The organism is Salegentibacter sp. UBA1130, from assembly GCF_002311535.1.
GTDB classification, from domain to species: Bacteria; Bacteroidota; Bacteroidia; order Flavobacteriales; family Flavobacteriaceae; genus Salegentibacter; species Salegentibacter agarivorans.
Genome location: NZ_DCAP01000042.1, coordinates 19,969 through 45,252, shown reverse-complemented (window position 1 = coordinate 45,252; position 25,284 = coordinate 19,969). Strand labels below are relative to the sequence as shown.

The 25,284-nt window shown below is 36.4% G+C and carries 20 protein-coding genes; 11 read left to right on the top strand and 9 right to left on the bottom strand.

Annotated features, from left to right (window positions below):
- The first annotated feature begins 1 nt into the window (after window position 1).
- Both B4F31_RS17600 and B4F31_RS17595 read left to right on the top strand, forming a co-directional pair.
- On the top strand, window positions 2-1,222 hold the full coding sequence (locus B4F31_RS17600) for a carboxylate-amine ligase (RefSeq protein WP_075326974.1): 1,221 nt from the start codon (window positions 2-4) through the stop codon (window positions 1,220-1,222).
- Window positions 1,219-1,899, top strand: coding sequence for an N-formylglutamate amidohydrolase (locus B4F31_RS17595; RefSeq protein WP_075326973.1), 681 nt, complete (start codon window positions 1,219-1,221; stop codon window positions 1,897-1,899). Before B4F31_RS17600 ends, B4F31_RS17595 begins: the two co-directional genes overlap by 4 nt.
- 152 nt (window positions 1,900-2,051) lie before the next feature.
- On the opposite strand, the gene B4F31_RS17590 is transcribed toward B4F31_RS17595, so the two are convergent.
- Together B4F31_RS17590 and B4F31_RS17585 are read right to left on the bottom strand one after the other, a co-directional pair.
- Entirely contained in the window at window positions 2,052-2,465 is a 414-nt protein-coding gene (locus B4F31_RS17590) for an OsmC family protein (protein WP_075326972.1), read from the bottom strand.
- Between the two features lie 151 nt (window positions 2,466-2,616).
- Complete coding sequence (locus B4F31_RS17585) at window positions 2,617-3,048, bottom strand: FKBP-type peptidyl-prolyl cis-trans isomerase (protein WP_075327974.1); 432 nt, start codon at window positions 3,046-3,048, stop codon at window positions 2,617-2,619.
- Between the two features lie 284 nt (window positions 3,049-3,332).
- Here B4F31_RS17585 and B4F31_RS17580 point away from each other — a divergent pair, with 284 nt between their 5' ends.
- From B4F31_RS17580 to B4F31_RS17570, 3 genes are read left to right on the top strand one after another with little or no spacing between them, the layout of a single operon-like run.
- Window positions 3,333-4,799 (top strand): Gfo/Idh/MocA family protein, encoded by a 1,467-nt coding sequence (locus tag B4F31_RS17580; RefSeq protein ID WP_075326971.1) that lies wholly within the window; start codon window positions 3,333-3,335, stop codon window positions 4,797-4,799.
- 24 nt (window positions 4,800-4,823) lie between these two features.
- On the top strand, window positions 4,824-5,273 hold the full coding sequence (locus B4F31_RS17575) for a 3D domain-containing protein (protein ID WP_075326970.1): 450 nt from the start codon (window positions 4,824-4,826) through the stop codon (window positions 5,271-5,273).
- A 6-nt stretch (window positions 5,274-5,279) separates the two neighbouring features.
- Window positions 5,280-6,350 carry a transporter substrate-binding domain-containing protein gene (locus tag B4F31_RS17570; RefSeq protein ID WP_286761857.1) on the top strand — a complete coding sequence of 357 codons (1,071 nt, stop codon included), beginning with the start codon at window positions 5,280-5,282 and terminating at the stop codon, window positions 6,348-6,350.
- Here B4F31_RS17570 and B4F31_RS17565 read toward each other — a convergent pair whose 3' ends face one another.
- On the bottom strand, window positions 6,351-6,482 hold the full coding sequence (locus B4F31_RS17565) for a hypothetical protein (RefSeq protein ID WP_257787182.1): 132 nt from the start codon (window positions 6,480-6,482) through the stop codon (window positions 6,351-6,353).
- 152 nt (window positions 6,483-6,634) lie between these two features.
- Between B4F31_RS17565 and B4F31_RS17560 the strand changes: the two genes are divergently transcribed.
- The gene (locus B4F31_RS17560) at window positions 6,635-7,510 is read left to right on the top strand and encodes a hypothetical protein (RefSeq protein WP_075326968.1); all 876 of its coding nucleotides are present in this window, start codon (window positions 6,635-6,637) and stop codon (window positions 7,508-7,510) included.
- Between the two features lie 61 nt (window positions 7,511-7,571).
- Window positions 7,572-7,718: a hypothetical protein gene (locus B4F31_RS17555; RefSeq protein ID WP_177195705.1), complete on the top strand. Its 147-nt coding sequence runs from the start codon at window positions 7,572-7,574 to the stop codon at window positions 7,716-7,718.
- 122 nt (window positions 7,719-7,840) lie between these two features.
- On the opposite strand, the gene B4F31_RS17550 is transcribed toward B4F31_RS17555, so the two are convergent.
- Window positions 7,841-8,485 carry a hypothetical protein gene (locus B4F31_RS17550; protein ID WP_075326967.1) on the bottom strand — a complete coding sequence of 215 codons (645 nt, stop codon included), beginning with the start codon at window positions 8,483-8,485 and terminating at the stop codon, window positions 7,841-7,843.
- 167 nt (window positions 8,486-8,652) lie between these two features.
- Between B4F31_RS17550 and B4F31_RS17545 the strand changes: the two genes are divergently transcribed.
- Entirely contained in the window at window positions 8,653-9,990 is a 1,338-nt protein-coding gene (locus B4F31_RS17545; RefSeq protein ID WP_075326966.1) for an aspartate kinase, read from the top strand.
- A gap of 54 nt (window positions 9,991-10,044) precedes the next feature.
- Here the strand turns inward: B4F31_RS17545 and B4F31_RS17540 are convergent, their stop codons facing one another.
- Together B4F31_RS17540 and B4F31_RS17535 are read right to left on the bottom strand one after the other, a co-directional pair.
- The gene (locus B4F31_RS17540) at window positions 10,045-11,292 is read right to left on the bottom strand and encodes a glycosyltransferase (RefSeq protein ID WP_286761856.1); all 1,248 of its coding nucleotides are present in this window, start codon (window positions 11,290-11,292) and stop codon (window positions 10,045-10,047) included.
- A 42-nt stretch (window positions 11,293-11,334) separates the two neighbouring features.
- Window positions 11,335-13,146, bottom strand: coding sequence for an SLC13 family permease (locus B4F31_RS17535; protein ID WP_075326963.1), 1,812 nt, complete (start codon window positions 13,144-13,146; stop codon window positions 11,335-11,337).
- Between the two features lie 136 nt (window positions 13,147-13,282).
- On the opposite strand from B4F31_RS17535, the gene B4F31_RS17530 reads away from it, so the two are divergent.
- Genes B4F31_RS17530 through B4F31_RS17520 form a run of 3 tightly spaced genes read left to right on the top strand, consistent with a single transcriptional unit; the run spans window position 13,283 to window position 17,024 of the window.
- Complete coding sequence (locus tag B4F31_RS17530; protein ID WP_075326962.1) at window positions 13,283-13,777, top strand: GreA/GreB family elongation factor; 495 nt, start codon at window positions 13,283-13,285, stop codon at window positions 13,775-13,777.
- Window positions 13,777-15,678, top strand: coding sequence for an NADP-dependent phosphogluconate dehydrogenase (gene gndA, locus B4F31_RS17525; RefSeq protein ID WP_093305468.1), 1,902 nt, complete (start codon window positions 13,777-13,779; stop codon window positions 15,676-15,678). The genes B4F31_RS17530 and gndA overlap by 1 nt, the downstream gene beginning before the upstream one ends.
- Entirely contained in the window at window positions 15,678-17,024 is a 1,347-nt protein-coding gene (locus tag B4F31_RS17520) for a GntP family permease (RefSeq protein ID WP_286761855.1), read from the top strand. Before gndA ends, B4F31_RS17520 begins: the two co-directional genes overlap by 1 nt.
- Here B4F31_RS17520 and B4F31_RS17515 read toward each other — a convergent pair whose 3' ends face one another.
- From B4F31_RS17515 to B4F31_RS17505, 3 genes are read right to left on the bottom strand one after another with little or no spacing between them, the layout of a single operon-like run.
- Window positions 17,025-19,592 (bottom strand): hypothetical protein, encoded by a 2,568-nt coding sequence (locus B4F31_RS17515; protein WP_286761854.1) that lies wholly within the window; start codon window positions 19,590-19,592, stop codon window positions 17,025-17,027.
- Between the two features lie 18 nt (window positions 19,593-19,610).
- Window positions 19,611-20,129 (bottom strand): DUF4402 domain-containing protein, encoded by a 519-nt coding sequence (locus B4F31_RS17510; protein WP_286761853.1) that lies wholly within the window; start codon window positions 20,127-20,129, stop codon window positions 19,611-19,613.
- A gap of 8 nt (window positions 20,130-20,137) precedes the next feature.
- Window positions 20,138-25,237: a hypothetical protein gene (locus B4F31_RS17505; protein WP_286761852.1), complete on the bottom strand. Its 5,100-nt coding sequence runs from the start codon at window positions 25,235-25,237 to the stop codon at window positions 20,138-20,140.
- Between the last annotated feature and the right edge of the window lie 47 nt (window positions 25,238-25,284).

Genomic DNA, 25,284 nt, shown 5'->3' with positions numbered 1-25,284 from the left:
TATGAAATATCATCTTTTTGAAGTTTTTGGAATTGAACTGGAATATATGCTTGTAGATACGTCCAGTTTTAAGGTAAATCCAATTGTAGACCAACTTTTTATTAGTAAAAATGGGGAAATTACCTCAGATATTGAAAATGGAGAAATTGAATGGAGCAACGAATTAGTGGCTCACGTTGTAGAATTAAAAACCAATGGTCCAACCGGAGATATAGAAAATCTAGATCTTCTTTTTGCTGAAAATATTAAAGAAGTAAATCTTTTGCTAAAGGAGAAGAACACCAGGCTTTTACCTTCGGCAGCCCATCCTTTAATGAATCCCGTTACTGAAACCGAATTGTGGAAACACAGTTCCAGTAAAATATACGCACTTTATAATAGAATTTTTGATTGCAGCGGCCACGGCTGGAGCAATGTGCAAAGTATGCATATAAACCTTCCGTTTTTTGATGATACTGAATTTGAAAAACTGCACGCTGCAGTGCGTTTACTTTTACCTATAATCCCTGCTTTAAGTGCCAGTTCTCCTATTTTTGAAGGAAAAGATACTGGTTTTAAAGATGCCAGGATGCAGGTATATAAAACCAATCAAAAGGAAATTCCGGAGATGACGGGAAAAGTTATTCCGGAACAGGTTTTTTCTAAAGACGATTATTACAAAACCATTTTTGAACCGATTAATAAAAAGATCAAACCGCACGATACAGAAAATATCCTGGATCATCACTTTTTGAATTCCCGTGGAGCTATTGCTCGTTTTGATAGAAATGCAATAGAAATTCGCGTAATAGACGTTCAGGAATGTCCAAAAGCCGATATGGCAATTGCTATTTTTATTATTGAATGTTTGAAATTGCTGGTTAGCGAAGATTTGATTGCTATTAGTAAACAGAAAAAATGGCACGAGAATGATCTTTTTGAAATATTTGATGCCGTAATAAAGGACGCCGAAAATACTAAAATCAGTAACAAAGAATATCTTAAGATCTTCGGACTTTCACAAACCATTGAAATTAAAGAGATCTGGCGGATTTTGTTTTCAAAAGTGAAAAGAAATATTGCAGAAAAACAACAGGAAAGCATAAAGTTTCTACTGAATAACGGAAGTCTTTCAACCCGTATTTTAAAGGCCTTAGGTGATGATTTTTCAGATGAAAATATTCAAAAAACCTATTTTAAGCTAGCCGATTGTCTTGAAGAAAATAAATTCTTTAAGCCGTGAAACTGGTCTTAACCTGCGAACACGCTTTTAATACAATTCCGCAGGAATATCAAAATTTATTTACTAATGCCATGGAAACTCTGGAATCACACCGTGGCTATGATCCCGGTGCCTTAGATCTGTTTAAGGAGCTAAAGGACTTATCCGATTTTTCATTTTATCACGAAACGGGGCGTTTGTTAGTGGAAGTAAATAGATCTAAAGGGCATTCTAATTTGTTTTCTGCATTCACTAAAAATTTATCAGGAAAGCAGAAAAATGAAATTTTAACTCAATACTATTTTCCATATCGAGATTCGGTAGAAAAGCAAATTTCAAGTATAATAGAAAAAGGGGAGAAGGTACTACATTTTTCGGTGCACACGTTTACTCCAAAATTAGACGAAGAGATTAGAAATACAGATATTGGGCTACTTTACGATCCGTCAAGGAGTGAAGAAAAAGAATTCAGTAAAAAATTTAAGCAGAATATAAAGAATCAAAATCCTGAATTAAAGATCAGATTTAATTATCCCTATTTGGGGAAAGCAGATGGGTTTACTACTTATTTACGTAAAAAATTCCATGAAAATTATTTGGGAATTGAATTGGAAGTAAACCAGAAATTTGTGCCGCAAAACAAAATGGAATATAGGATTAAAAATGCAGTGTTTATAGCATTAAAAGAGGTTGGCTAAAAGTTTTTTTACTCGTCATCCTGAAATTGTTTCAGGATCTAAGATGTTAGAAAAACATATATTAGAAACTGAACAAGTTAAGCTTGACGAAAGTAGACTTTTAGCCAACCCCATATATTCATTTATTCCATCTTTTAGGAATATTTCAGAATCTATTGAATCAATTCAGATTCTAAAGTGATCTCGGTATTGAGTAATTTAGAAATTGGGCAATTATCTTTAGCATCTTTGGCTATTTTTTCAAATTGTGTTTTCTCAATTCCTTTTACTTTCGCTTTTAAAATTAAGTGCGACTTTTTCACAGCACCATCTGCAAAAGTAATCTCAGATTTAGTTTCTAATTTATCTGGCTCAAAACCTTCTTCAGTAAGATTAGCCGAAAGCTGCATGGTAAAACACCCGGCATGGGCCGCACCAATAAGTTCTTCTGGATTGGTACCAATTCCATCTTCAAACCTGGTTTTAAAAGAATATTGCGATTCTTTTAAAACACCACTTTCGGTGCTTACTGTGCCTTTACCTTCTTTAAGATTCCCTTTCCAAACTGCGGTTCCATTTCTTTTCATAATAATACTTTTTGTTGATTTCTTCCTAAGATAAAGATGATTGTACCCAACCTCAAATTATTATCAAAACCTTAACCTAAAGCTTAAAATTTAATAAATAAAAAAGCCCGAAACCATTAGGCTTCGGGCTTTCTATATAAGTTAAAAAAACTTATTTGATCTCTACTACTTCAAGATCAAATACCAGGTCTTTTCCTGCTAGTGGGTGGTTTCCATCTACCACTATAGTTTCATCTTTCACATCTTTAACCACAAGGTTCATTTCCTGGCCATCAGGGCTTTTAGAAACAAGTCCCATTCCTACTTCAGGCTTAATTTCTTCTGGAAGTTGGCTCTTTTGAACTTCTTGCACAAGCTCTTCTCTTGGCTCTCCGTAAGCTTCTTCTTTAGGAATATTTATGGTTTTCTTTTCGTTCACTTTCATATCGATAAGGCCTTTTTCAAAACCAGGGATAAGCTGTCCTTGTCCCATAGTAAATTCTATAGGCTCACCTCTCTCTACCGAGCTGTCAAAAACCTGCCCGTCAGCCAGTTTACCTGTGTAATGTACCTTTACCGTGTCATTTGCTTTTACTTGACTCATAATGTTGTTTTTCGAAATTATAATGGGCTTTATTAACAATCTGCCCGTTAAAGAGTGCAAAGGTACAGTTATAAAATCCGCTTCCAAATTATGACCCCTTTAATCCGGAAATCTTTTAAAAATCTTAACATTTGCCAGAGAGATTTATTTTGAAATCATACACTCTGAAAGACAGGGGCTTAATATTTAAATTGGAATTCCCAGAATAAGTAAATACATTTATTAACTCAAAATTTAGAAATATTTTAATAAGCTTAACCCTCTTAACTTAAATCCTGAAACACATGAAAAAAGATGAAACCCCTAAATCTAATTCCAGAAGAAGTTTTTTAAAAACAACTGCCTTGGCCACGGCGGGAATTAGTATTATTCCGCGGCACGTAATGGGAGGGCCCGGTTTTTTAGCCCCAAGTGATAAGCTGGTAATTGCCGGAATTGGAGTAGGAGGAAAAGGGGAAAGTGATATTAATAGCTTTCACCAATCTGGGAAAGCCGATATTGGTTTTTTGTGTGATGTTGATAAAAAAAGGGCGGCACGCTCTATAGCCCGTTTCCCAAAAGCTAAGTTTTATACCGATTACAGGGAAATGCTAGAGAAAGAAGCCAAAAATATAGATGCAGTTTCCATTTCTACGCCAGATCACGGCCACGCAATACAGGCAATGGCAGCTATGGAATTAGGTAAACCGGTGTATGTTCAAAAACCACTTACTCACGATATTTATGAAGCCAGGCAATTAACTGAAGCTGCTAAAAAATATGAAGTGGTGACCCAAATGGGAAATCAGGGAGCTTCTGGCGACGGAGTTAGAAAAATGCGAGAATGGTATGATGCCGACCTTATAGGAAAAGTACATACGGTTTATGTGTGGACAGATAGACCTGTATGGCCACAGGGAATTCCGTGGCCCAAAGGAAAAACCACTTCGGTTCCTGAAGGTTTAGACTGGGATCTATGGTTAAATACCGCACCGTATAAAAATTATATTGAAGGATTAGTTCCGTTTAACTGGCGTGGCTGGTGGGATTATGGTACCGGGGCACTTGGCGATATGGGTTGCCATCTAATTGAAGCGCCTTACCGTGTTTTAGGCCTTGGCCATCCAAAAGATGTACAATGTAGTGTAGGAAGCGTTTATGTAGATGAATTTCAAAGAGGTTATTTCCCCGAAAGTTGCCCACCTTCCAGCCACGCAGTAATGACCTTCCCAAAAACCGAAAAAACCAGTGAAGATGTTACTTTACATTGGATGGACGGTGGAATTAAACCAAAGAGACCGGAAGAACTTGGACCAAACGAAACTTTTGGCGATGGTGGAAACGGCGTATTATTTATTGGAGATAAAGGAAAAATGATGTGTGGTACCTATGGTAGAAATCCACGTTTATTGCCAACTTCAAAAACCGACGAAGTAAATGTTGCTGAGAAATATGACCGCGTTCCCGGTGGGGAAGAAGGCCATTATGCACAATGGGTAGAAGGCGCAATTGCCGGCTACGGAAAAAAAGAACTGAGTTCTCCTTTTGAAATTGCAGGACCGCTAACTGAAACTTTACTAATTGCCAATTTAGCTATTAGAGGCTACGATGTTAGAAATGAAAAGATGCGTGATAATGGAGATAAATATTTTGAATATCCCGGGCGTGATATAAAAATGCTCTGGAATTCAGAAGAAATGAGAGTTACTAATTTTGACGAAGCCAATCAATTTGTACGTAGAGATTATCGTGATGGCTGGAAGTTAAGCTAGAATAAGAATTTAAAATTATAAGTTATGAAAGCCGGAATAATAGTTTTTTTAATAATTATTTATTTCGGCTTTATAGCTTGTAATTTTAATGATAAAAATTCCGAAGAACCATCTACAGTCTGGGACACCCTGGAAGTTACAGCTTCGGCCTATAATTCCCTTAGCTGGCAAACTGGCGCCGGTGGTGCTAATATTACTGCGTGGGGAGATACTTTAAAACCAGGTTTAAGAGCAATCGCTGTTTCCCGGGATTTAATTAAAAAAGGCTTAGACCATAATACGCCGATTAAAATTGAAGGTTTTGACAGCATTTTCCTGGTGAAAGATAAAATGCATTACCGCTGGAAGAATAAAATTGACATCTATATGGATAAAGATGTACAAAAAGCCAGGGAATTTGGAAGGAAAAAATTAAAGATTTACTATGAGGTCCCGGTAGATTCAATTTCAAAGAATAGAAACATAAAAGAATAACTCTTAATGATTAAAAAATACTTTTTTCTATTTATCTTATTAATTTCAAGTTTCAGTTTTAATGCCCAGCAAGCCTCAGATAGTCTTGATCTCAACAAAACCTTTGTAATTGGGGTTACACCAACTCCTCCTTTTGTTATGAACGAAAACGGTGAATACGCCGGACTGAGCATTGATGCGTGGGATTTGGTAAATGATGAGCTGGATTTTAATTACGAGTTTAAAGAATTTGCTTCTCTTGGCGAATTATTAATTGCTATTGAAAATAACGAAGTAGATTTCAGTATTAATCCCGTTACGGTGACCGATAATAGGATGCAGCGAATGGATTTTTCCCAACCATATTTCATATCTCATACCGGTGTGGCCAAAAGGAGCGAATCTCAGGTTTTTAGTTATTTAGCCAATTTATTTAGCTGGAATTTTATTTCAGCAATACTTATTCTGTTAGCCGTAATTTTCGTTTTCGGCTTTTTGGTTTGGATTTTTGAACGTAAAAAGAATGCCGAAGAATTTGGCGGTGGTTCTCGTGGAATCCTGGAAGGTTTCTGGTGGAGTGCTGTTACAATGACAACAGTGGGTTACGGTGATAAATCGCCCAGAACTACCGGCGGACGTATAATTGGCTTAATCTGGATGTTTATGTCCATAATTATTATTTCCAGTTTAACGGCTGGAATAGCATCATCACTTACCGTTCAAACAATGAACGATGAAATCACCGGCGTTCAGGATTTATCTAAATTTGAAGTTACCAGTGTAAAAAGTAGTAGCGCCCAGGAACTACTAAACCTTTATAATATTCAGCATACCAAGGTAATTAGTGAAAAAGAAGGAATAGAACTTTTAGAAAATAAAGAAACAAAGCTTTTTGTTTACGATGAACCTATTCTGCGTTACGAATTAAAAAGAAGAGGCTTAGAAAATCATATTGAAGTTCTCCCCAAAACCCTGAAAAAGGATTATTACGGGTATAGTTTTCCTAAAAATTCAGCTCTATTGAATAAAATTGATCCTGTTCTCATTGGAGTAATGAAAACAATGGAATGGAATACTATTATGGCAGAGTACGAATAACTATCCGAGCCCAAGGTAACCAAGAATAATCCAAAGGATTATAAATACCACGATAATTCCTATACACCCGCAGCCGCCGCCAAGTTTTTTGGCGCCCCAACCGGCAAGTATAGCCCTAATGATATTTTTCATAATTGATAATTTATAGGTTAAGTAGCTCTAATTTAGCTGAAATCGAATTTCAAAATTTAGAATTAGGAAATATTTAGCAGCATATTAGTACAAACCTTAAAAATTCTAAAGATTTCTATTTTGTATCTTTATAAAAACTAACAAAAAATATTATGAAATTAAATTCTATTAAAATACTTCTTTTAAGCGTGTTTATTAGTAGTGGCCTTTATGCCCAAAGTACATCTGCCACTTTAATAAAAAAGGTAGAAGGTTTTAGCCATCCCGAATCTGTGGTTTTTAACGAAGCAAAAAATGAGTATTATATTTCAAATATGGCCGATAACGAAGCCGGAGACGGATTTATTTCCAGGGTTTCTGCTGATGGAGAAATAATCGACTTAAAATGGATAGATGGTTTAAAAGACCCAAAAGGTTTACTGATAAAAGAGGATAAGGTATATGTTACCAATAATACCGAACTTATAGAAATTAGTATTGAAAAATCAGAAATCACAAAGCGAATTGAAGTTGAGGACGCAAAGTCTCTAAATGATATTACTATAGATGCGGTTGGTAATATTTTTATTTCAGATTCTGGGAAAAGTGCTATTTATTTAATGCCCGGCGATTCAGCTAATATGATGATTCCCGACAATAAGAAAGGAGAAATTATTGAATATTTAAATACTACAAGGTTAGAATATGTAAACGGACTTTACGCACATAAAGATCATCTGTATGCTGCTGCCTGGGGGGAAAACTCCGACGGTAATTTCCTGAAAATTGATATGGATACACGCGAGATCGAAAAAGTATCTAAAGAAGGAATTGGCAATTTAGACGGCGTTCAACCGGTTGGTGATGATGCATTCTATATTTCAGATTGGGCTACCGGTACAATTTATCTTATTAAGAAAGACGGGGAACTTAAAGAAGTATTAACTTCAGAAAAAAGCTCTGGAGATATTTTATTTGATGCTGAAAAAAATCAGTTGGTTTTACCTATGAATTTTCAGAATTCCGTTTGGTGGTACCAGCTTCAATAATTTAAGAATACCTTATCATTCTTAAATTCTGGATATATTAATTTTGAAGAAAACTAACCAAATGGAATTTAAAAAAGACGACGAAGAAAAAGATTATATTTTAAAAGACAATAAGAAAACTAATTTCGGTATCGGTTTTATTATTACCATTTTACTTATTCTTATAGTAGCGGTAGTGATCTCTGGTTTTTACTTTGAATTTTGGTAATGGGGATAACAAACCGTCTAACTGAAGGTTTCTCCTTATAAAATTTTGAATGGGAACCACCCCTTTTTTCCGCAAAGCTGAATTCATTCCCTCCCCTCCTTTGAAAGGAGGGGAGCTTTTATCTACTTCTTAATCTCATTAATCAATAAAAACGCCTGGTTTACATATTCCTTTTCTAAGAAAAGCGCGAAATAATTTGAGGTTGAGATCATTTCAAAAATTGGTATTCCTTCGTAGGCAAGAAGCTTAAAGAGATAAAAATAGAGGCCTACAAATTGCGAACTGTTTTTTGGCAGCGCAATGGTAATAGAAGAAAGTTCTTCTTTAATAGAAACCCGTCTCTCGTTTCTAAAGCAATCTTCAACAAGATTTGTAAGGCTGGAGGACACCAAAATATTACTTTCCTGGTAATTGCTGGAATAATTAAGGTAAACCCCGGTTTGATCTTTTACCGCATCCAGTAATTTAGCTTTATTAGCAATAATTGTATTAGAGTTTAAGAAAGTATATTCGGTAATGCCGGAGCGGACTACTATATCTCCCAGTTCCCGTAAATGCTGCATATTAATCTTGGTTCGGCGGGGAGCATAGCGTCTTAACGCCATTATAATTGAACCCTGTTTTACAGGTTTCCGCATTTCTTTTTCTACCTGCGGCTGGATGTCTTCCGCGAGTCCGCTAAAATTTACTATATCCCGGGCAATGGCATCATCCAAAAAGGGTTGGTGTCTAATTATATCGTGAACACAGGTAGTAATCGTCTTCATTGTTAAATATTGTACATTTTGTGCAAATGTATATAAATTGATAGATATTTTTTGTTACAGGAAGCTTTAATTCTAATTATGCATCAAATTATTTCAGTTAGTAAAACCGGAATAACAAAAAGAATATTTAAAATTAAAAATCTCACTAAGTGAGTAAATATTTAGCAATGAAAGTATTAAAGTTTGGTGGTACTTCAGTAGGATCTGTAGAAAGCATTAGGAATGTTAAGAACATTTTAGCTTCAAGAGAAGGAAAGAAAGTTCTTGTACTTTCGGCAATGGCCGGGGTGACTAATAAACTGGTAGAAATTACCGAAAACATTAAGCTTGAAGATCATTCAGCTATTAATTCTATTATTGCTGAATTAAAACAAAAGCATGAAACTACTATAGATGAACTTATAGATAAGCCTGGGTTGAATTCTTATGCCAAAGCTTTTGTGAACAATGTGCTTGAAGGTTTACAGGAAATTAGCCGCAATACATATTCTGAAAAGGTTTATGCTGAAGTTGTGACTACCGGTGAGACAATGCTTACCTATATTTTCTCTACTTTTCTTACCAATTTAGGAATTCAAAATAACTTTCTGGATGCCAAAGATTTTATGCAGGTTTCAAACCTGGAAAATCCTGATACAGATTTAGTTGGCAAATTATTTCAGCAGAATATAGAAAACCTGGAACCCTCAGATATTTATATCACCCAGGGTTTTGTAAGAATTGATGCGCAAAATAATATTAGCACCTTAAAACGAGGCGGAAGCGATTACAGCGCAACTATACTTGCTGCAGCAGTTCAGGCCGAAGAAGTTCAAATTTGGACTGATATTGATGGATTTCATAATAACGATCCTCGTTATGTTGAAAATACCCATGCAATTGCCGAATTGAGTTTTGAGGAAGCTGCCGAGCTCGCTTATTTTGGCGCAAAAATTTTGCACCCGCAAACGATCTCTCCGGTTATAAAAAGGAAAATTCCTTTGTTTCTGAAAAATACCTTTACTCCGGAACTTCCCGGAACTAAAATTTCAGCTGAAATTCATTCTCGTGGATTGAAAGCTATTTCAGCTAAAGATGGGATTACTGCCATTAAGATTAAATCTAACCGAATGCTGATGGCACACGGTTTTCTGAAAAAGATCTTTGAGGTTTTTGATAAATACGAAACAGCAATTGATATGATTACCACTTCAGAAATTGCAATTTCCCTCACCATAGATGATGACCGGAATTTAGACCTGATCCTGGAAGAATTAAACGCTTACGGTGAGATTACAGTGGAAAAAGAACACAGTATCATTTGCATTGTAGGCGAGGGCCTAATTGAAGATAAAAGTACAAGCCGACTTTTTGAACTATTAAATGATATTCCCGTTAGAATGATTTCTTACGGCGGCAGCGATAACAATATTTCTTTATTGGTAGATACTAAAAACAAGATACAAACCCTGCAGGGTTTAAACCATAAATTGTTTGAGGAACGAGAAGTACCTCAATTTGTTTGATTTCTGTTTGTGAACAGGCAACTGTTCCTTTTGTGTAGTGGAACCGCCGGTAGGCTAACCGGCGGTTTTTTTATTTTTCTCTTTTTCTTCAATAAATTTGGCCATAAAATACGTACTTCTATGCTGATGATGCTGCAGCAATTTCCCAATAAAATTCTTTTGCCTATAGAAATCTATATTCTGAAATAAATCAGTGATTCTTTCTAAGAATTTCTGCTGAAATGCGTTTTTATTAAACCTGGAATTAATTATTCTAAAACCATTTTCTACCGAGGCTAGCCATACATTTTCTTCGGAATATAATTGTATCGCTTTTTCTACAAATTCTTTAGGATCGTTGGCTATAAAACCATTCCAGTTGAGTTCTCCCGCAATTCCCTCGGCACCAATGGGAGTTGTTACAGAAGGCGTTCCACATTGCATAGCCTGTATGAGTTTTCCTTTTAATCCTGCTCCAAACTGAATTGGCGCCAGGCAAACCTTAGCATTTTGCATTACCTCGGGTGCATTTTCAGCGCGGCCCTTTACAAGAAAACCTTCTTTTTCGTTGTGCAGATTCCATATCTTTTGGGAAGGATAAGCACCATAAATTTCCAGCTTGGAAGCTGGAAGTTGTTGTTTAATTAACGGCCAGATTTCTTCTTTTAAATATAATACCGCATTCCAGTTAGGTTCATGAAGAAAATTGCCAATACTTATAAAATTTTGTCTTTTACTGAATCTGGGCAATTCCGCTTTATTTCCTTCGGAAATTGATTCCAGGAGAAAAGGAAGGTAATGCAGAATAGTTTTAGGGATATTGAATTCATTTTGAAGCAAATCCATTTCAACTTCTGAAATTATCAGGCTCAGGTCGCAGCGATAAATACTCGCGACTTCCCTTTTGGTAATATCGACATCAAAATAAAGACTTTCTGCAGAAATATTTTTTTTATAAGCTTCAGTCCGTGTTTTTCTAAGAAAATGAAGATCTTCAGTATCTAAGATTTTTATTGCTTTCGGGCAGGTTTCATCAACTCTCCAGCCAAATTGCTCTTCAGTCATAAACCTATCAAATAGCACTAAATCCGGTTGAATTTTTTTCAGCATTTCATCAAAAGAACTATGATTCATTTTTATCACTTCAGAAGCGATATTCATCTTTTCTAAATCTACAGCAAATTTGCTGCGCGCTGCAGTGGTAACAAAGGTGATTTTGTAATTTTCAGCAAGAAAAAATTCTAATAATTGTAGCATTCGGCTACCGGCAGCAGAAGAATTAGGTTCGGGCCAAACACAACCAATTACAAGTAAATTGGGCATAATTTTTTTTCAAAAATACCGGAATTTAAACCAGTTTCCTAATTATAAACTAGCAGATAGCAGGAGAGAAGCAGTAACCCAGAGTACCAGGGAAACGATACCGCCAATGATAAAAAAGTGTCTAAAACGGTAAATTCCCATCCCATAAATTATGGTATTGGTTTGGTAACCTACAGGTGTAAAAAAACTAAAATTAGAAGCAAACAGAACCGATAAAATAAAGGGTTTTGGATCCATTTGCATACTCGCGGCAATACTTATGGCGATAGGAGTTATAATTATTGCCGTAGCATTATTAGAGATAAATCCGCTTAAAACCATCGTCACCAGGAATAAAATCCCAATTACAATAATATCTGTTTGGTTTTCAAAAATTAGCAATAATTGGTCTGAAATCCATTGATCGGCGCCGGTATTGTTCATTGCTACGCCTAAAGGAATCATCCCCGCTAAAAGAAAAATAATCTGCCAGTTTACCTGGGAATAAATTTTACCCAGGTCTATACATTTCGTAAAAATCATTAAAAAGCAGCCAATAAGTGCACTTTTTAAAATGGGAAAAATAGAAAATGCAGAGAGCGCAATAACCACTAATAGAATTGCAAGCGAAATATATTTTTTAGTTTTAGTGGTAACTTCAATATTCTTGTGTTGCTGCAAGATCGTTACATTTTCAATCTTTTGAAGTTCATCCAGTGCGCTTTCGCTAACTTCAACCAGTAAGCGGTCTCCAACCCTTAATTCTATTTCGTCTTTCCCCCGATTAAAAATTCTACGCCTGGGATTTCTAAAATTTCTTCGTTTTCTAATCGCCAAGGGTACCGCCCCGTGAAGATCATACCAACCCACGGTTTTTATACTTTTTCCTATTAATGGTGAATTTGGCAGCATTAAAATTTCCACTACCTGTACATTTTCCTCCAGTTCTTCAGAATCAGTAATAGGATCGGCTAATTTCCTATTATCTTCCTCTTTAATTACGGTAAATCCCTTAGCATCTTTTAATTTTATAAGATTTGCAAGATTACAGCGCAGTAAAAGCTGGTCGCCTTCTTTGAGCGTAGTGAATTTTCCTGGGCGATCGTTTATAATCCCATTTCGCTTTAGCCTTAGAACTTCAATATCTTCATTATTATATAAGAAACTTTCACTAATACTTTTTCCAATTACACTGGAGTTTTCGGTGACAATTACTTTAGTAATATATTCATCAAGATTATAATCTTCACTTATTTTAGTCTTTTTGGTGTTGGGGAGTATTTTAATTAAAGCACTTACTATAACAATGGTGATTACCATAAAAATAACTCCATACCACGTAAATTCAAAGAAACTAAACCTTTCAACACCCCTGTCTATAGCAACTGCGTTTACAATAAGGTTGGTAGATGTACCCATTAGCGTGCAACTCCCGCCTATAATACCCGCGAAAGAAATTGGTAGAAGCAATTTTGAATTGGGTATATCGTATTTAGCAGATAATTCTGTAATAATCTTTATAAAAACAATTACCACAGCTGTAGTATTTATAAATGCTGAAATACTCCCTGCAATAAACATAAAGACAGGTACCATTATAAATATTGGCAGAACCCTTAGATTTTTGAGTCCGCTGGCCAGCCAGTCTATAACCCCGTTTGTTTCCAGCCCTATGGCTATAATCATTAAAGCCAGTACCGTAATAGTTGCCGGACTGGAAAAGCCAGAAATAGCTTCTTCGGGACTTACCAGGTTAGTTAACAATAAGGCTGCAAGAATAAAAAACGCAATTTTATCTACCGGAAAAACTTCCAGGGCAAAGAAAACAATTACCACTATGATAATAAGAAACAATATGGCTATTTCGAGGCTCATTATTTAAATTTATAAAATAAAAATAAGGGAATACCGCCTGGTAGAATTCTTCTTCTGAAAGATTTATGAATTAATAAATCAGTATAATTTTTTACCGAAGCATATTAATTCCTATTTTGAAGTTTAAAACTAAATTATGAGCAGAGGATTTGTAAAAGAAGACGACCAGGAAGAAGCTCCTATTATCCCGCCAAGAGCGGCTTTACCGGCGGGTGAAACAAATTATGTTACGCCAAATGGATTAAAAGAATTAAAAGAAAAAGAGGAAAAGCTCACAGAAGAACGTGCTAATCTCGATAAAGAAAATGAAACAGAACGTAGAAGGGCACAGGCGGTTATAGATGGCAATCTCAAATTATTAAGAGAGCGAATTAGCACCGCGAGGGTTTTAGACCCTAAAGAACAACCTGAAGATGAAGTGCGTTTTGGAGCTTTGGTTGAATTGAAGCAAAATGGAAATATTCAAAAGTTTCAAATTGTTGGGGTAGATGAGGCTGATGTTAAAAAACAAAAGATCGCTTTTGTGGCGCCTATCGCAAAAGCGGTTACCGGTAAAAAGGTTGGAGATAAAATTGATTTCAAATTAGGCGAAGAAATCCGAAAACTGGAAATCTTAAAAATTACTTACTAATGGCCGTATATATTGTAATGGGTGTTTCGGGTTCTGGTAAAACTACTATTGGAAAACTTCTCGCTAAAGAATTGAATTTACCTTTTTATGATGCCGATGATTTTCATCCTTCAGAAAATGTGGAAAAAATGAAAAACGGTATCCCGCTGCAGGACGAAGATCGAAAAGGCTGGTTGGCCATTTTAGCTGAAAATATTCAAAAATGGGAGCAAGGCGATGGCGCTGTTTTGGCCTGTTCGGCTCTAAAAGAAAAATATAGACAACAATTAACTTCCATTCCTGAAGAATATTTAAAATGGATTTTCCTATCGGCTGATTTTGAAGTGATTTTAGAAAGGTTAAAAGCCAGGAAAGGCCATTATTTTAAACCAGAATTGCTCACTTCGCAATTTGAAACCCTGGAAGAACCACAATATGGATTACGAGTAAATGTAAATACTTCTGAAGAAAATATTTTAAAAGAAATTATGACAAAATTAAAAGCTCCTAAAGCTGAAATTGGGCTTATTGGACTTGGAGTAATGGGAAAGAGTTTGGCTTTAAACCTACTTTCAAAAAATATTAATGTTTCTGTTTTTAATAGGCAAGTACCCGGTCTTGAAGAAAATATTGCCAAAAATTTTGTTCAGGAAAATGCTGAAAAATATACATTTCAGGGTTTTGATGATTTAAAGGAATTTGTTTCGTCTTTAAATCGGCCCAGGAAGGTTTTATTGATGGTAAATGCCGGCGCTGCGGTTGATGCAGTGATAGAAAGTTTGCTTCCTTTTTTGGAAAAAGGTGATATCATTACCGATGGCGGTAATTCCCATTACAAAGACACCTGGAGAAGAGAAAAGATGTTAAGAGAACAGGGAATTCATTTTATAGGTTGTGGAATATCGGGTGGGGAAGAAGGCGCCTTAAAAGGTCCCTCAATTATGCCCGGTGGCTCTGCAGAAGCGTATAAACAAATGGGACCGCTTTTGGAAAAAATAGCAGCAAAAGATAAGACCGGAAACCCTTGCTGTACTCATATTGGACCCGATGGTTCAGGACACTTTGTAAAGATGGTTCACAATGGTATTGAATACGCCGAAATGCAACTAATTGCTGAAACTTACCATTTTTTGAGATTTTATACGAATTCAAAACCGACAGCAATTGCCAGTCTTTTTGAAGCCTGGAATAAGAAAATGAAAAGCTATTTACTGGAAATATCCGTAGATATTCTTCGAAAAAAGGAGAATGAAGACTTCCTGATCGATAAAATTCTGGATGCAGCTAAACAAAAAGGCACTGGCGGTTGGTCAACGAACGCCGCCTTAGAACTTGGTGTTCCGCTTGATACCATTACCGCTGCGGTTTTGGCCAGGAATATTTCCGGGATGAAGGAAATTCGGGTGAATGCCTCATATTTGTATAAAAATGATAACCAAAATGGAAATTTAGAAGAAATAAAAGATGAATTATTCCAGGCCTACAAAACTGCCAGTATAATTAATCATGCCGTAGGTTATGATTTACTTCGGGTTGCCTCATCAGAATATAGCTGGAATCTTAATTTATCTGAGATTTCCCGTGTTTGGACCAACGGATGTATTATTCGTTCCGGTTTGATGGAAGATTTAGTTGATATTTTTAAAGATTCAAATAATCATTTACTGCTTAATAAAAATATTATTTCAGAAGTAGAGAAAAATCAGGCTTCCTTGACGAAAACAATTAGTATTGCACTTCAGTCTGGTTTTGCCGTTCCGGTTTTATCTGCTGCCACCAATTATTTACTGAACTTTACTTCAGCTCAAAATTCTGCAAATATGATTCAGGCACAACGAGATTATTTTGGCGCACATACTTACGAGCGAACTGATAAGCCCCGGGGCGAATTTTTTCATACCCAATGGAAAAACAATAGTTAATGGAACTACAATTACTCTTTGCCGTTTTCGCCGGGATTGCACTTTTGCTTTTCCTTATTTTAAGATTAAAGATACAGGCTTTTCTGGCTTTGCTAATTGTTTGCATTGCGGTAGGAATTATCGCCGGAATGCCCGCTACCGAAATCCTGGAGACTATGAAGGACGGGATGGGCAGCACACTGGGTTTTGTAGCCACGGTAGTTGGTTTAGGAGCTTTATTTGGCGGAGTTTTGGAACAATCTGGTGGAGCACAACGCCTGGCTTCTTTCTTATTAAAGAAAACAGGTGATAAAAAAGCACCCTGGGCATTGATGGTTACCGGTTTTGCCGTAGCCATTCCGGTATTTTTCGATGTGGCTTTTATTATTCTGGTGCCGGTTACTTATGCATTGAGCAAACGTACCGGAAAATCACTTTTGCTGTATGCGCTACCTCTTTTGGCCGGTTTGGCAATTACGCACGCTTTTATCCCACCCACGCCAGGACCAATTGCGGTTGCAGATATATTAGGTGCCGATTTAGGTTGGGTAATTGTTTTTGGATTTTTGGCAGGAATTCCCGCAGCAATCATCAGCGGACCAATTTTCGCCAGGTATATTTCTAAAAGAATCCAGATTGAACCTAAAACCTTTACAGAAGAAATAGAATACGATGAATCTAAAGCACCTTCTCCTGGACTTATTATTTCTATTATTTTAATTCCAATTTTTCTAATTGTAGCAAATACTTTAGTGCAAAGTCCATTATTTGATGGAGTTTTAATTCCGGAAGGACTTTTATACACGATAGAATTAGTGGGACATCCATTTTCAGCATTAATAATAGCAAATCTTGTGGCGTGGTATTTTCTTGGAGTTAGAAGAGGCATGCAAAAAGAATTTTTACTGAAAGTGGCTACTAAATCTTTCCAGGCCGCCGGAATAATTATTCTACTTACCGGTGCGGGTGGCGCTTTTAAACAAATTTTAATTGAAACAGGGGCAGGAGAGATGATTGCAGATGCTTTAAATAACGCCTGGTTTAATCCGCTGGTTTTTGGATTTATTGTAGCTGCTTTAGTGAGAATTTTACAGGGCTCTTCTACGGTGGCAATGATAACCGCAGCGGGAATTACTGCGCCAGTTTTAACGGGAGGCGATTATTCTATGGCGCAAACCTCGCTTATTGTAATTGCAATTGCCTCAGGGGCTTCAATTTTATCCCACGTTAACGATAGCGGATTTTGGCTCGTTGGTCAGTATTTAGGTTTAACCGAAAAACAAACTTTTAAATCCTGGACGGTGATGACAACCTTAATAGCCATAGTTGGTTTGGCCGTTTCCCTAATTATATGGTTTATAATTTAATTAATCGGCTTCAACGGTGAATTCCAGGGTATCTACAATATCACCATATTCATCTATTTTGATTTCAAATTCAATGGGTTCGCTTGCAGTGTAATCTAATTTCTGCATTTGCACAGGATCAATTTCAGCAGTATAATTTCCGGGTTTTAATCCCAGGTATGTGAAATATCCGTCTCCTTCAGTTAAAATTTCTTTTACCAGGTTTCCGTTTTCATCCAGAATATTTACGGTAATTCTTCCCTGGCCGCGAAGACTGCTTCCTTCTTTAAAATAAACCATTCCGGCAACTTCACCTAAAACCTCTACCGGGACTTCAATCTCCTGAAACTGGTTAGGAACGGTATGTACCTTTATCTTTTCATTTTTCACTTTCCAGGCAATATTATCTAGGCTATTTGGATCTACTTCAAGAATAATATCTATATAAGGTTGAAGTTCGGTAATTCGTAATACGCTTTCATCTTCATTATACGAAAGTCGGCCAGAAGTATTTTTAATTTCCATTCCCCGCACAGCAGGTTCCATAGGATCTCTTTTTCCGTTAGTGTTATAATCCAAAAAGGGGATAATGCTTAGTGCAGCTCTGGACATTGCCGTACGATTATTTGCCATTATATACCCAGTATTGTCGTCTAACATTAAACTACCGCGAGCCGATTGCACAAAAGAATTATTTTGGTTCCCCAACCTGGAAGTCACCGAAGTTTGCGCAAAATTGAATGCATATCTTAAGCCAATTTCAAAAATATGGGCATTTCTAAGCATATTATTTTCGTAGGCCACATTTAGAAATCCATTTTCAAAAACCGGGCGTTCAATTTCCATAATAATATTATTGAATTGATTTCGGCTAAAATCGTATTGCACCTGGGGTGAAAACAAGAATTTATTCGGAAGCCTGTAATTCTGCGAAAGCGAGGTATAGATAGTTGGTTCTTTTACACGGTCATTGTAGATGCCATAGGTGGTAAGGTTGGTGCTAATTCCCATAATTGCACCCGAAAGTAATAATTGCGCCGTAGTGAACTCGGTTGTAGGCATAATGATCTGGTTTACACTAAACCTGCTAAACATCGAGAAATTTTTACTTCTAATAGGTGCCGAAAAGCTTAATTTTCTTTCTTCCAGGTAATTAAAATTGATTGCTGTTTGGTCTTCATCATATTTTATATAATTAAGATCTACCTGGATATTTCCGGGGGTGCGGTAACTTAAAATCCCTTCACCTTTAACGCCGTGCATATATTCTCCTGTAAATAGAAAATTTGAAGCAAAACGAATAGATGAATTCACAAAAGGCATTACTTCGCCACTGGTCACCCCGGTAAGAAATTCGGCACCACCACCAATAGTTATAGAATTGCTGAGCCCGTAATTAAAATTAGCCCTGGAAAAACGGTCAAGGTTTTCATTTTCTACAATCCCGGCGCTAACGGTATATTCCAACTCATTTTTTGGAACAAAATTATACGGAATATTGATCACCCTTTCCTGAATACGTTCTTCTCCATATGGACCATAAAAACGAAGACTTACGGCCGTATTTCCATACATGAGCGGTACATCAAACGTGTAAAAGCCTGAGGCATCTGCCTGGGTAAATTCAACTAAGATATTATTTACGTAAAGTTCAACCGTCCAGCGCGGTTCAGTATAATCATTCAATACGTAAGTTCCAAAGGATCTCCGATTTTGAAAAGGGCTGTTGCTAATTTGAACCCCACTTACCGGGGCAAATAGGGAAGAGGTAGCCCGGGTAAAAATTCTACCCGCAGTTACCTGTTTAAAAACCCGGTTATCATTATTCACATACCGCCACTGGTAAAACTGGTTCCGGGAATCAAATGGAACCCGGGTAGAGTAGTTCAACATTAAATTGGTTTCCCCACCAAGAAACATTGTTCCCAAACCTAAGGATAATCGGTTATCGTTTTCGAATTCACTTTGCTGTGTGGTAACCACGCCCCAATCTAATGCCCCACCTTTAAAAACCGGATAACGCCTTTCCATAGTAGTATCAACTTCAACTACTCCGCGTACGCGATTCAGGTTTTCCCTTACCTTTTTAAGCCGCATTTCTTTAATTACCGGTAGATCTTTTTCGGTTTTCATAGTTACCGAAAGACTTCTAAAAGAGAAATTGGTATTTAAACTGAAGATTGCGCCGAAGAGATTCGATTTTAAATAAAGATTTAGCGGAGTTTGAATATAATCTTCTTCTGAAAGAGAAAATTGTTCATTTTTATAGATAATCCTATTTTCTGAAGGATTTATTTGATAAGTAGAATCGGGATTTATTATAAAACCTTCAACGCCATTGGTGGTTTCCTCATTTTTAATCTTTAAATAATCAAAAAGTTCCTTAACCGGAATATAAGCGTCCTGACCTTTAATCGCGATGGGAATTTCAATAGTACCAAGATCCGGTACATTCATATCTACACTTAATTCGTCGTATTCCAGGAGATCTTCCTGGGCTATTCCTGTAAAGGATAATAGCAAGAGGCAAAATACCGGACAAAGTTTTTTATAAAACTCAACAGAAAAAGCGCAGGGTAGGGTTTGCATTTCGCTTAGCGTTCTTATCTATTGATGAATAAAGGTTAAAGTGAAATTACCAAAATAAGTACCGGGAAGAGTCCCAGAATTATCTGGAGGTATGGTTAAGGTCCCTCCAATAAAGACTTCATTTGGTACTTGGGCATTAGCAGCCTGGGTGACAAAAGTTCGCTGGCCAGTGCTAAAACTGTTAATTGTAAGTTTTATTTCCGCTCCTGTATCCTGGTTTAGCAAAATATAATCTCCTAAAGTTTCAATTTGAATAATTGTCCCGGGGTTGGCATATACATCAAATAAAGCGGCAGAGACCGGTTCCCCAAAATTTAGTTCAACAATATCGCCATTTACAGTGCGTTGGTCGTCATAACTTACACTAACATTCCCACCAGCACTACCGGCAGTAAACGAACCAAAATTAAGGTTTCTAGAAGTTCTAACTTCAACCTCTATGGGGACTGGCGGATTTTCCTGGGCTTTGATTTCAAATACTGAAAACATAAGCAATAACAATAAAAATGTGTTATTATATAAGCTTCTATTTTGCATAGTTTCCATTATTTTTTTATTAATACTTTTTTGCCATAATAAGCTTTACCTACCTGTAGGTTAATAATATAAACCCCTTCACTGGTAATCCCTTCAAAAATAACTTCGTCTTTGCCACCTGCTTCTTTTATTTGTAGAATTTGCCCCGTCATTGAACTGGCTCTTAAAATTCCTTCCTGATTTTCTTCTAAATTCATTTTCACCACCACATCTCCATTTTCAACTTCAACATCAAAAGGTTCGTTAAAAGCAATGGCAGGACTGGTTACCCTTTCTTCAGAAAACATTAATTCAAACCTGGAGTTATGAGTTCCCGCTTGAAGGTTGAAACTATATTCCGGATTATTTCTCAGGTTTTGACCTTTACCTTTTTCGTGGTCTATTAAATAAATATTGAAATTTGAATTCAAATTTTCTACCGATACCAGGTTGATCTTCATTTCACCATTTTCATCGGCTTTAATGCCCAATGGAATCTTTTTATAGCTTCTCGATTCCGGAAAAGGAATTGCGTTAATAGCCAGTTCCTTTTTATTTTCGGTTATATTATAAAAACTTGGTACAGCAGGATCGGTATTCATTAATTTATGGGCGTCCATTTCCTTTTCAAAATTAGGAGTGGCATACGAGGAAAAGTAGATCACCATAGGATCTTGCTGGATTGAAGTTTTAAAGCCAGCCTCCAAACGAATTAACGGTTTAAGATCTTCCTGGGTTCTTAAAAACTCCTGCTCAAAATCGTTTATTCGTACCCTGTTGTCCATTCCAAAACTTCCCGTCATTACATCCTGGGTATCAGAATCCATTACTTTAATAAAAAAGCCCTGCATAGAAGGAATAATATTTGAAGATTTTCCATCAGTTGTAGATACCTGATTTACATAAGCGGAATAGGTACCGGTATACTGACTTGTATCACTGGCGGTGAAAAAATAAATTCCGTCATCAATATTAGTTTTTGTCCAACCCTGGGAAGCATCCCAATCTATAGGGGAAGGGTATGGGTTTCCTACCAAATGAAAACCTCTTGTATATTCGCGATGATTATTTTCTAACTGCCGGGTGGGAATAGTACCATTGTTAACTTCACCACTTAACTCTATAGTTTGTGAAGCGGTTGAAGTTCCAAAATTAAGCGCATAACCTTCAGCATTATTTAAACTATTGGTAGTCGTGGTATAAACTTCCCAACCGGTAGCATCCCGAACAATATCATTTATATTGATATTTCGGTTTTCATTATAGCTGTAAAAGTGTGGAAATCCAGTAACTGGATCTTCAAAATCCATATAAGGAGCGAAATCTCCTACGGTGGAATTTTGAAATGGAGAACTAAAATATTTATACCCGAAAGCTTTATCCAGATAGCGTTGCATTTTTACGATGCCGATAACTTCACCATTTCCTGCACCACTTATTAACGCTGTTTGATTTTCATCGGAAATTAAGGTTAATCCATTTCCGGTATCGAAATTCCCTTCTACTACATTTAAAGTTCCGGTAATTTCTATTGTTGCTTGTGAATTTACCCCTGAAGTATTATCGATTCTTAAATTCTGAATGCGATTATATTGAAAAGCCGTACTAGGAATTGTTTGAGCTGAAGCACCTTGAAAAGAAATATTTCCGGTTACGGTATTTAGAATTCCGTTATTGGTAAGATCTCCTGCAATTCGTAACCAGTTTTCTTCAACCATAACTGAAGCATTGTTTTCAATACTTAAATTTTTTGTGTATGCATTAACACCAGAATTAATTTTCGGGTAATTATTTGAAGGTAAATTCTCAGGAATCAAAACATCGGTTTCGAGTGTAGGTAAGGCGTTACAGCTCCAATTGGCGGTATTGTTCCAGTTGGTGTTTTCAGCGCCGGTCCACGTGTTTTCTTCCTGCACAGGAATATATAAGACCGGGGATTCATTAGTACAACTACCTGAGTTTACAATTCGTTTTAACCAGATATCTGTGTTTAAAATTCCGGGATTATAATTTTGCTGGTTATTATTGCCCGGGGCATCAGCAAAACCAGAAGCAGGCCCTTCGGTACTTAATTGCCAGGTATATGAAATATTATTTCCTTCTATTTCTGTACCGCTTACGATGCCGGGATCTATTCCTTTACAAAATGCTTCAGAATAGGTTGCGCTAATATAAAGTCGTTTAAAGGTACCTACACAGGGATCGGTAAAAACACCGTTAGTCGCAGAAATTGTAGCCGAATTTTCTCCTAATAAATAAGCTTCTGTAACAGCCTGGCTGGTGTTGGCGTGGCAATTTTCATTAATATCAAAGTTCCCGGCATTATTAACAGGAGTTCCATAGCTGGCAAAATCTACATAAGTAAAAATCGTTTCCTCGGGCGACTCTATATTTACCTCTCCATTCTCATTTGCTGTTGTTTGAAGTGTATTTGTATTTCCGTTGAAAAATGAAATTTTATTATTAGCTATGTTAGTATTGATTGTAATTTCTATGGAATTTGAAATATCTTCATTACAATTTTGAACATTTACTTTTCTACGGTACCAGGTAGTTTCAGACACCGTTCCGGGATTGTAATCGGATTCGGTATTATTTCCGGGAGCCTGGGTAAAACCAGTAGTCCCACCAGTAGTGCTTATTTCCCATTCGTAATTGTATCCTTCTCCCAAATCTTCTCCAATTAGTCTTTCTGCATCAAATACTCCGCAAGACTCTTGTGCACCGGAAATTGTATTATTTTTAATAGAATTAATCACATTTATGGTAACCGATTCATTTGGATTATTATTTGTACAGCCATTGGCATCAGTAATACCCAGGATTTCAATGGTGGTATTTTGCTGAATATTGATTGGGTAATCAAAATTTCTTTCGTTAATACTTAAATTAAAAGTTTGCCCATTTATTGAAGCTTCAATATTCCAGGGTGCTGTACCGGTAAAAGTACCGTTAATATTAGCCTGGCCACTACAAATAATTAAGGGAGCGTTTAACGAAACTGTTGGCATTTCTGGGCATTGGTTTTCCCCAACGTTGAGAAAAGCTGTATCTGAAATAGAAACACAACCATTAGCATTCGTAACTAAAAGTCTGTAGCGCGAACCATCTACCGGAAAATACCCTACAGTAAGTAGTTCCAATCTTTTGGTTTTGGTACCGCTGTAATTAGCATTATCATTAATATCATACCAATTTGAACTATAGGTTTGCCATTGGTATGTTAAGTTGTTACCAGAAACTCCAGCTTCAATGATAGCATTTTCACCAAATCCTGCCGTAACATCTTGCGGCTGTTGGGTTATTGGATTTAAATTTACTTGCAGATTTGCCGGTTGAGAATATACCTTACAATTTTGATTGGAAACAGCTATTCTATATAAATTGTTATTGAAATGAGCAGGAGCGTTTATAATATCAAGTTTCTGAGAATTTACATTCTGATAAAATTCGTTGTTCGAAATATTGCTCCAGGAAATACCACTATCTTCACTTACCTGCCATTGACGTTGATCGTTTGAAGTATAGGTTTGAAAGGAAATATCATTGCCTTCGCATACAATTTGATTAGTAGGTTGGGTGTAAATCCCTTGGGGGCTTTGGTATAGATTTAAAAGTGCAGGGTTAGAGGTGACTGAGTTACCATTCCTGTCGGAAATTTTAACTCTAAACTTTATATTGTTTAAAGAAGTTTCAACCACATTGATACTTAAACCTGATGTTTGTGTTCCTGAAAAAATTTCTCCATTATCAATATTGTAAAATCCAGTATTACCGCCGTTATTTCTCTGCCATTGATAGGATAGATTTTGTCCCCGAGCAATTACGTTGAAATTAATTGGATTACCTGTACAAGCTGTGAAATTCTCGGGTTGCTCAACAATATCAATCGGCTTTTCTACAGTAATAATAGCAACATTTGATCTTTTACTTGCCCGGTAAGCATTTGCCAAGCGGTTGTTGCTACTGGTTAGAGTAGCTATTCTATAAATATAATAAGTGCCTTCGGTATTAAATGGTTCTAAATTTCTATTTGGAGTAAAACTTGCATTTGTTGCTCCGGGAATTGCAGTAGTTTCCCCATTTTCTGTTGTACTATAAACCCATTGATATCCATTTCCAAACCTACTTATTCCACTCGGCAGACCATTAAATTCATCTCCGGTAATTGTTTGGCCAGATGTCTGGAAATTAAGTGTTTGATTGAGATTATTAGATAAAATATTTTTTATTATAAGTTGGGGCTCCCCAATACTAATACGGTTTCCTCCGCTGTTTTCATAATAATCTAGCACTAAATTGCTATTACCAGATAGGCTTAATAGAATATTCTGATTGCGATATGCGTGATCATTCCAATCGTTATAAATTAATTTACCATCTACACTTAGCCTGCTACCATCATCAGAACCTGTATTCAAAGAATATAGCCCGCTTAAAGAACTGTTCATTCTATAGCGTACAGAAAAAGTTTCGGTATAGATAAAAGGTGCACAAATACCAGTTCCTATTTGAAAATTGTTGGTGTCGCCACCAAAGCTTTGGTCAAAACTTAGATTTTCTGTATATCCCCTAATATAATTATTGAAATTTTGATCAAAAGTTATATTTTGGTTTGTTCCATCATAAACGTGGCCTATCCAGGAGTCGTTGCCGGCTTCACTTTCCTGGTAAAACGTAGAGGGGTTTATTGTAAAAGTATTGGATGGAACAGAGCGGGCATTGGGATTTGTAGATTGAACCTCTAAAGTATAATTTGAGCCACTAAATCCTTCAGGAATAGTTAAGCTTGTTGTAATTTCAAAAAAGTTTGTACTTCTAGCTCCCGGTGCGGTTTGAGAACTAAATGATTTTATTTCTTGAGGTCCATCTTGAGAGTTAAGGAAAATTTTATAGTTTGTACTGGTGGTAAAAGGTATAAAATCGGTATAATAAAAAATTAAAAACCAGTTTCTTGTATAGCCATTTCTTACCTGGAAAGAGATATCTATTTCCTCTCCGGCACAAATTAGATTGGTATTAGTATTAATAGTAAGATTGTTGATTTCGGGTGAATAAACCTGCCCCTGCACAAAACAACTCCCAAGCAGACATATGCATAAGGTAAGAATACGTGCAATAGGGGGCATCTTCATTTTATTTGGAAAAATTAGTTTTTGCTTATAGCGAAGTGTTT